Origin of the sequence: Streptomyces sp. NPDC102274 (assembly GCF_044766385.1) — a bacterium.
GTDB lineage: Bacteria > Actinomycetota > Actinomycetes > Streptomycetales > Streptomycetaceae > Streptomyces.
Genome location: NZ_JBIWLW010000097.1, coordinates 1 through 7086 on the forward strand (window position 1 = coordinate 1; position 7086 = coordinate 7086).

A 7086-nucleotide genomic window follows, 5' to 3' on the forward strand; every position below is an offset into this window, starting at 1 on the left:
CCGCGGCGATCTCGTCCGCGCGCTTCGCGCGCAGCGCGTCGTAACGCCGGACGATCACCTGCCGCTCCTCGGGCGTGGTGCGTGGCCAGGAGCCATGGTCGAATGCCTCACGTGCCGCGGCGACGGCCGCGTCCACGTCGGCGGGGCCGGCCTGGGCCACGCGGCCCAGTAGGGACTGGTCGTGCGGGGAGAGTATGTCGAGCAGCATGTCCGGGGTGCTGGGGGAAACCCAGGAGCCGCCGATGTACAGCTTGTCGCAGACAATCATGTCTCTCAGTTCCTTCGCGCGAAACGTGGTTGGGAAAGCAGGGGGTCGGGTGTGTGTCCGGGGCCGTGTCGAAACCACCGGGGCGACCGCGAGTCCGCGCCGCAGCCGGGTCCGCGGTCGCCTGCATGCTCGCGGACGTGCGACCGGGACCGCGTAGTAATTCGATGTGCGGGGTCGGACTTGCTGCCACGACGCCGTTGTTCAGCCCTTGGGCGGGCGGACCATCTGCGCGACGGGGGTGTCGGCAAAGTCGCCCAGTCCGTCCAGGTCAGTGGAGACGCTGACCTCGCGCCATGCTGCGTCCTCCGCAGCCCGGGCCTCGGTGATCTGTGGGGCGAGCCATGCTGCGTCGGAGCCGAGGAGGAGCCGCACCGGCGGGTTCGGTTCCTCGGTGAGCTGCAGGATCACGGCCGCCATCTTGACCGGGTCACCGCGCTGTACGTCGGGGTTGTTGTTGTAGGCGCGGGCGAAGACGCCGACGGTCTCGTCGTACTCGTCGTGGATGACCGGCACGGACATCGGGGCCGAGGCCCAACGGGTTCGAATACCTCCGGGCTCGGCCAGGGTGGCACGGACCCCGATCGGCGCGACCTCGCGGGCGAGGATCTCGGTGAAGCCACCGAGAGCCCACTTCGACGCCTGGTAGGCCGCCAGTCCCGGCTGGTTGCGCCGGCCACCGATGGTGGAGACGTTCACGATGCTGCCCGAGCGCCGGGGACGCATCACGGGCAGGACGGCCCGCACCATGTTGACCGCGCCGAAGAAGTTGACCTCGACGTTGCGGCGGAACTCGTCCTCGGGCATGTCCTCGATCGAGCCGACACCACGGTGGCCGGCGCTGTTCACGAGGACGTCGACACCGCCGAACTCGGCTACCGCGTAGGCGACAGAGTCCCGGGCGGCCGCCGGGTCGGTCACGTCCACAGCCCGTACGCACAACCGGTCACGGTACTCGGTGGGGCACGGTCACGGCATCGGCTGCCAGGTCCGTCGCCACCACCTTGTGGCCCGCAGCGAGAGCCGCCTCGACGACACGGCCGCCGAGGCCGCCGGCCGCACCGGATATCAGAAACGTCTTGGTCATTCCTTCTCACCCACTGCTGATAGGGAGCGATTCACAGGCGTGCCCCTGTGAGCGCCGGGCACGAAGCCATGGGATGTGGGGCCGTCTGGCCGTGCCCACAGGAGTGCCGTCAGGCGGCTGGGTAGTCCGAGGAACGGCTGACCTCCGCCCACTTGTTCGCCTCGGTGAGGCGGGCCTCCTCCGAACTGATCGCGATACCCAGGGCGTCGCTGCCGAGCAGCAGCCGGCGCGGGGGCACCTTGGCATCAACTGCGCCGATGATCGCCCAGGCCATGCGGTCGGGGTCGCCGGGCTCCTTGCCGCTGTAAGCGGCGAATCGCTCCAGCCACGCACCCACCGTCTGCTCGTAGTCGGAAGTGATGGGCCCGGACGGCTTCGCGGCGCCGGCGGCCCAGCCTGTTCGGATGCCGCCCGGCTCAACGATGGTGACCTTGACGCCGAACGGCGCCACCTCGTTGGCGAGGACCTCGGAGAAACCCTCGACGGCGAACTTGGCCGTCTGGTAGGCGCTGAGGCCGGGCGTGCCGCCGACCCGGCCGCCGATGGAGGAGATCTGCACGAAGTGTCCGGACCGCTGCCGGCGCAGGAACGGCAGGGCTGCCCGTGTCACGTTGACGACGCTGTAAAGATTGGCCTCAACCTGCGCGCGGAACTCGTCCTCGGGGAAGTCTTCGATCGAGCCGCTGGTGGCATATCCCGCGTTGTTGACCACCACATCGATCGAACCGAACCGTTCCACCGCCGCGGCGACCGCATCACGGGACTGGGACGGGGAGGTGACGTCCAGCGCGACGGCCTCCAGACTCTCCGGGTGCTCAGCTTTCAGAGCGGCCAGGGCCTCCGGCTTGCGGGAGGTCACCATGATCTGGTCTCCCGCCTCCAGAGCCGCGAGAACCAGGGCCTTGCCCAGTCCCTGTGAACCGCCGGTGATCAGCCAAGTCCGCGTCATGGCACCTCACTTCGTTGCTTCTTCGCTGCCCTCGACTTCGCTGCCCTCGACCGAGGAACAACTCCAATGTAGTGCTTCTAGCGAAAAATGCAACAGTCGTGTTGCACAAAGTGTGGAATCCACCCTAGCGGCAATGCCAGTGACTTAACGGCCGCCGAAGCGACTATCTGGCGACGTTTCTGCACGTCAGAGGCTCGAAGGGCGGGTTAAGTCACTGGCATTGACCCTAGCGGTGATGTAAACGCACCCGAGGATAGGATTGGCGGACCATGAGAGCGGATGCCGCACGCAACCTGATGGCGGTCCTCCACGCCGGGGCCCGTCTCCTGGCCGAGGATCCGGGTACCCCGATGGCGGTGATCGCCGTCGCCGCGGGCGTGGACCGCACCACTGTCCATCGCCGCTTCGCGAACCGGGAGGCACTGCTCAGCGCCGTCTTCCAGGCCAAACTCGACTCGACCGAGCGGGTCCTCGACGAGGCGCGGCTGACCGAGGCCCCGGTGCCGGTGGCCCTCCATCGCTACCTTGAGGGGATCATCCCCGTCAGCCGCGAGTGGCCTGTCGACCTGCGCCGCATGATGCAGCAGGACCCCGCAGCCCGCACCCGCCGCCAGGAACAGAGCGAGCGAGTCGACGTCTTCATCCAGCGCGCGGTCGGCGAGGGCTACCTGCGCGCCGACATCGAGGCGGCCTGGGCGCGCGTGGTCCTCGACGATCTCGTCGACAGCATCGCCCACCGATTCCCCGCGGTGGATCATCCACGGGCGGCCGACCTCGTCGCTGACACCTTCCTCAACGGCGTCGGAGTGACCTGACCCCCGCCGCCACGCCGAGCTGACCCCTGCGGGCTGCGTCTTCCTGGAGGAGTGCCGCAAGCCTGCTGCACAGCGGACGCGCGCCGGACGCGCCGTTCGAGGACCTGGTCGGCCTTCTCGCCGAACTGCCTGCCGCGCCGTGTTCTCCCCCATGGCATCCGGTGACGGCCGCGGACGGGCCGGGCACGTCAAGATCGGGCCCTGGCTCGCCAAGGCCCGCACCAAACACCGCGTCGGCCAACTCCGCCAGGAGCACGCGACCTTGGTGGCATCGCTGTTCGACGGCGACTGGACCGACGAGGCCGCCCGGCCCACGGTCCTGGCATAGCAGTCAGGGCTCTTGCAAGATCAAACCAACCTTGCAAGTGAACCGCCCCGGGTTCGGTAGAGATCTCAGAGTGCGGAACGTGAGCTCTTGGCTGGTGGGAATTCTCGGCCCGGTTGTTGAGACCCTTGTGGGATCGGTGCTCCACCGAGGGCATGACTTCGTGGCGGGCCGCGCCGTAGGAACGGAGCTTGTCGGTGACGATTACCTTCGGCACCGCACGCGTCTTCTTCATCAGCCTGCTGAAAGCGGCCTTGTAGATCTGGTCCGTGCGTTGTGGTTCACGGGCGGCCGAGGAGTCCTCGGGCGGCCAGGCCCAGCATGTCCGCGTATGCCCGGGGAAAGTCGACGCGCGCGTCGACGAGCCGGGGATCCGCAGTGGCCTCGATGATGGCCGGCGTCGGATTGCTGAACGGCCACAGCCCGGCCAGGATGACGACCCCCACCGCGGTCAGGTGGAGCGCCGCCCGCTCATCGAGGCCGTGCACCCGCGCGCTGAGCAACCGCGCCAGATGGGTGCGGTGTTCGAGGTCTTCGAGCTTGTACGCCCGGACGGATTCGGCGGACACGTTCCGCTCGAGCACCATCGCGAGCAGGCTCCACAACTGGCACAGCAGTGGCCTAGCGGCCAGGGTGTCTGCCCATGCCCGGATCACATCGTCGAGGTCGGTCGGAGCGGCCGGCAAGTCCCTTTCGAGGTCGTCCAGCCACATCTGCCGCGTGCGGTTGAGCAGCGCCAGCAGAACACCCTCGCGGGATTCGAAGTAGCGCACGATGTTGGTCTTGGACGTGCCCAGCCGGCGGCTGAGTTCACGCAGGCCGACGTCCTCAAGCGGTATTTCGATGAGCAGTGCCTCGGCCGCGTCGAGAATCGCGCGCCTGCGGAGCTCTTGCTGTTCGTGGCTGCGCGCTCGCCGGAATCCAGGCTCTTCCTTGATGCTCACCGCGACCCACCTCCCCAGACTCGTGACCCCGTCCGCACCCGAGCATAGCGGTCCACTGGAACCTTGCGTAAGGTCCAGCGGACCGTTATCGTTTCGCATACCGGTCCGGTGGACCGTTAGGACTGAGAAGGGTGGACCGAGCCATGCTCGCGTTCGACAAGCTGTACATCGGCGGCCACTGGACGACCCCCGCCACCGGGGAGACTCTGACCGTTCGCTCGCCCCACGACCAGAGTGTGGTCGGCACCGCTCCGCACGCGGCACCCGCGGACGTGGATCGGGCGGTGGCCGCCGCGCGGACCGCGTTCGACGAGGGACCCTGGCCGCGGATGAGCCCGCAGGAACGCCAGACGGTGATCGCCCGGCTGTCCAAGCTGCACTCCGCTCGCGCCGACGAGCTGGCCGCGCTGGTCACCGCCGAGAACGGATCGCCGATCTGGTTCACCGGCTGGACCCATCACACTGGCGTTCCCGCGCAGAACGACGCCTACCTGCGGGCCGCTGCCGCGCTCGACTGGGAGGCCGAGGTCGGCGCTGCGGGCAACGCCCGTACGCTGCTGCGCCGCGAAGCCGTCGGGGTGGTGGCGGCGATCATTCCGTGGAACGCCCCCCATCAGTCGGCCATGGTCAAGCTGATCCCGGCGCTGCTGGCCGGGTGCACGGTCATCCTCAAGGCATCGCCAGAAACGGCTCTGGACGCGCTGGTACTGGCAGAAGTCTTCGACGAGGCCGGCCTCCCCGAGGGGGTTGTCAGCGTGCTTCCCGCGGGCCGGGAGACCAGCGAGCACCTGGTCGCGCACCCGGGCGTCGACAAGGTCGCCTTCACCGGTTCCACCGCCGCCGGGCGGCGCATCGCGGCGATCGCCGGCGAGCAGCTCAAGCGGGTCAGTCTGGAACTTGGCGGCAAGTCCGCGTCGATCGTCCTCGAAGACGCCGACCTCGAATCGACCGTCGCTGGCCTGAAGTTCCTCTCTCTGGGCAACAACGCCGAGAACTGCGTCGCGCACACCCGCATCCTGGTCGCGCGGACGCGATACGAGGAATTCGTCGCCGCGTTCAAGACGATGATGGAGGAGATCGTCGTCGGAGACCCGTCCGCACCCGAGACCTTCATCGGGCCGATGGTGCGCCGGGATCAGCTGGAGCGGGTCCGCGGTTACATCCAGATCGCTGTCGACGAGGGCGCGCGGCTGGTAACCGGCGGTCTGGACCCGATCGAGGGGCTTGAGGACGGCAATTACGTGCGCCCGACGCTCTTCGCGGACGTCGACAACTCCATGCGGATCGCCCAGGAAGAGGTCTTCGGGCCGGTACTGGTCGTCATCCCGTTCGATGACGAGGCCGAAGCGGTGCGTATCGCCAATGACTCGGAGTACGGGCTCGGCGGCGGCGTGTGGGGCGCCGACCCCGAACACGCCCTGGAGATCGCTCGGCTCATCCGTACCGGCTGGATGACGGTGAACGGGGCACCCGCCACGTCTGACGGGTCGTTCGGCGGCTACAAGAACAGCGGTATCGGGCGCGAGTTCGGCGCTGTGGGGCTGAACCAGTACATCGAGTACAAGACGATCGGAATCTGACCATGACATCCCCCGCACGAGCCCGCGTCCCACTGGGCGGCACCGGGATCGACATCAGTCCGATCGGCCTGGGCTGCATGGGAATGTCCCAGTTCTACGGAACGGCCGACCGGGCCGAGTCGGTCCGGACCATCCACGCCGCGATCGACGCCGGAATCGACTTCTTCGACACCTCGGACTTCTACGGCGCAGGTGCGAACAGTCCTGGCGAACCGCCGGCAGGCTTCGGCCACAACGAGTCGCTCCTCGCTGAGGCGTTCGGCGGGCGGCGGGACGAAGTGGTGCTCGCCACCAAGTTCAGCGCACGAAAGTCCGCGGACGGGGAAACCGTCTTCGACGGCCGTCCGGAGTACGTCGCGCAGGCATGCGACGCCAGCCTCCGCAGGCTGAACACGGATCGCATCGACCTGTACTACTACCACCGTCTCGACCCGCAGGTCCCGGTCGAGGACACGGTCGGGGCGATGGCCGGCCTCGTCGCCGCCGGCAAGGTCCGTGCGATCGGGCTGAGCGCTGTCGATGCCAGGGTACTGCGCCGGGCGGCGGCCGTGGCCCCGATCGCCGCGCTCCAGAGTGAATACTCGTTGTGGGAACGGCAGATCGAAGACTCGGTCCTGCCCGTCTGCCGCGAGCTCGGGATCACCGTGGTGCCGTACAGCCCCCTCGGCAGGGCGGCGCTGACGGGCACATTCGACGCGGGCACGACGTTCGCCAAGGACGACTTCCGCGCGACGCTGCCCAAGTTCAGCAGTGACCACTTCGCTCACAACCTGCGACTGATCGACGAGCTGAAGGCGTTCAGCGCGGAGCGCGGGTTCGCCCCGGGCCAGATCGCGCTGGCGTGGCTACTCGCGCAGCCGCACGACATCGCCCCGATCCCGGGGACCAAGAGGGTGAAGTACGTGCGCGAGAACGCGGCGGCGACGGCCGTGCCCCTCAGCGCCGACGACGTGGCGCTGCTCTCCCGGCACTTCACCCCCGCCAGAGTGCGGGGTGGCCAGTACGGTGAACTGGACGTGAAACCCCACTAGGGCGTGTATTGGGTCGTGATCATTGTGTGGTTCGCGTGAGGTGCTTGATCCAGATCATGGAGGCCCGCAGGTGGAGTCCGGCTTGGTAGC

9 protein-coding genes and 1 pseudogene are annotated in these 7086 nt (G+C 68.1%); 4 read left to right on the plus strand and 6 right to left on the minus strand.

The features are described from left to right. From ACIRQP_RS41765 to ACIRQP_RS41780, 4 genes are all read right to left on the minus strand, one after another. A partial coding sequence (locus ACIRQP_RS41765) for an aldehyde dehydrogenase family protein (RefSeq protein WP_403900620.1) occupies nucleotides 1–268 on the minus strand: 268 nt, incomplete at its 3' end. A 201-nt stretch (nucleotides 269–469) separates the two neighbouring features. After that, entirely contained in the window at nucleotides 470–1207 is a 738-nt protein-coding gene (locus ACIRQP_RS41770; protein ID WP_403900622.1) for an SDR family NAD(P)-dependent oxidoreductase, read from the minus strand. A gap of 4 nt (nucleotides 1208–1211) precedes the next feature. Further along, a complete protein-coding gene (locus ACIRQP_RS41775; RefSeq protein WP_403900624.1) occupies nucleotides 1212–1352 on the minus strand; it encodes a hypothetical protein in 141 nt (46 codons plus the stop codon). Between the two features lie 109 nt (nucleotides 1353–1461). Beyond that, nucleotides 1462–2301: an SDR family NAD(P)-dependent oxidoreductase gene (locus ACIRQP_RS41780; protein WP_403900626.1), complete on the minus strand. Its 840-nt coding sequence runs from the start codon at nucleotides 2299–2301 to the stop codon at nucleotides 1462–1464. A 269-nt stretch (nucleotides 2302–2570) separates the two neighbouring features. Here ACIRQP_RS41780 and ACIRQP_RS41785 point away from each other — a divergent pair, with 269 nt between their 5' ends. Further along, nucleotides 2571–3116: a TetR/AcrR family transcriptional regulator gene (locus ACIRQP_RS41785; RefSeq protein WP_403900628.1), complete on the plus strand. Its 546-nt coding sequence runs from the start codon at nucleotides 2571–2573 to the stop codon at nucleotides 3114–3116. 151 nt (nucleotides 3117–3267) lie between these two features. Beyond that, the gene (locus ACIRQP_RS41790) at nucleotides 3268–3444 is read left to right on the plus strand and encodes a hypothetical protein (RefSeq protein WP_403900630.1); all 177 of its coding nucleotides are present in this window, start codon (nucleotides 3268–3270) and stop codon (nucleotides 3442–3444) included. An 88-nt stretch (nucleotides 3445–3532) separates the two neighbouring features. Here the strand turns inward: ACIRQP_RS41790 and ACIRQP_RS41795 are convergent. After that, nucleotides 3533–3703, minus strand: a pseudogene (locus ACIRQP_RS41795) (DDE-type integrase/transposase/recombinase); the annotation flags it as partial. A 19-nt stretch (nucleotides 3704–3722) separates the two neighbouring features. Next, nucleotides 3723–4385 carry a TetR family transcriptional regulator gene (locus tag ACIRQP_RS41800; RefSeq protein ID WP_403900632.1) on the minus strand — a complete coding sequence of 221 codons (663 nt, stop codon included), beginning with the start codon at nucleotides 4383–4385 and terminating at the stop codon, nucleotides 3723–3725. Between the two features lie 143 nt (nucleotides 4386–4528). Between ACIRQP_RS41800 and ACIRQP_RS41805 the strand changes: the two genes are divergently transcribed. After that, on the plus strand, nucleotides 4529–5965 hold the full coding sequence (locus ACIRQP_RS41805) for an aldehyde dehydrogenase (RefSeq protein WP_403900634.1): 1437 nt from the start codon (nucleotides 4529–4531) through the stop codon (nucleotides 5963–5965). 2 nt (nucleotides 5966–5967) lie between these two features. After that, nucleotides 5968–6996: an aldo/keto reductase gene (locus tag ACIRQP_RS41810; protein ID WP_403900636.1), complete on the plus strand. Its 1029-nt coding sequence runs from the start codon at nucleotides 5968–5970 to the stop codon at nucleotides 6994–6996. Nucleotides 6997–7086 lie beyond the last annotated feature (90 nt).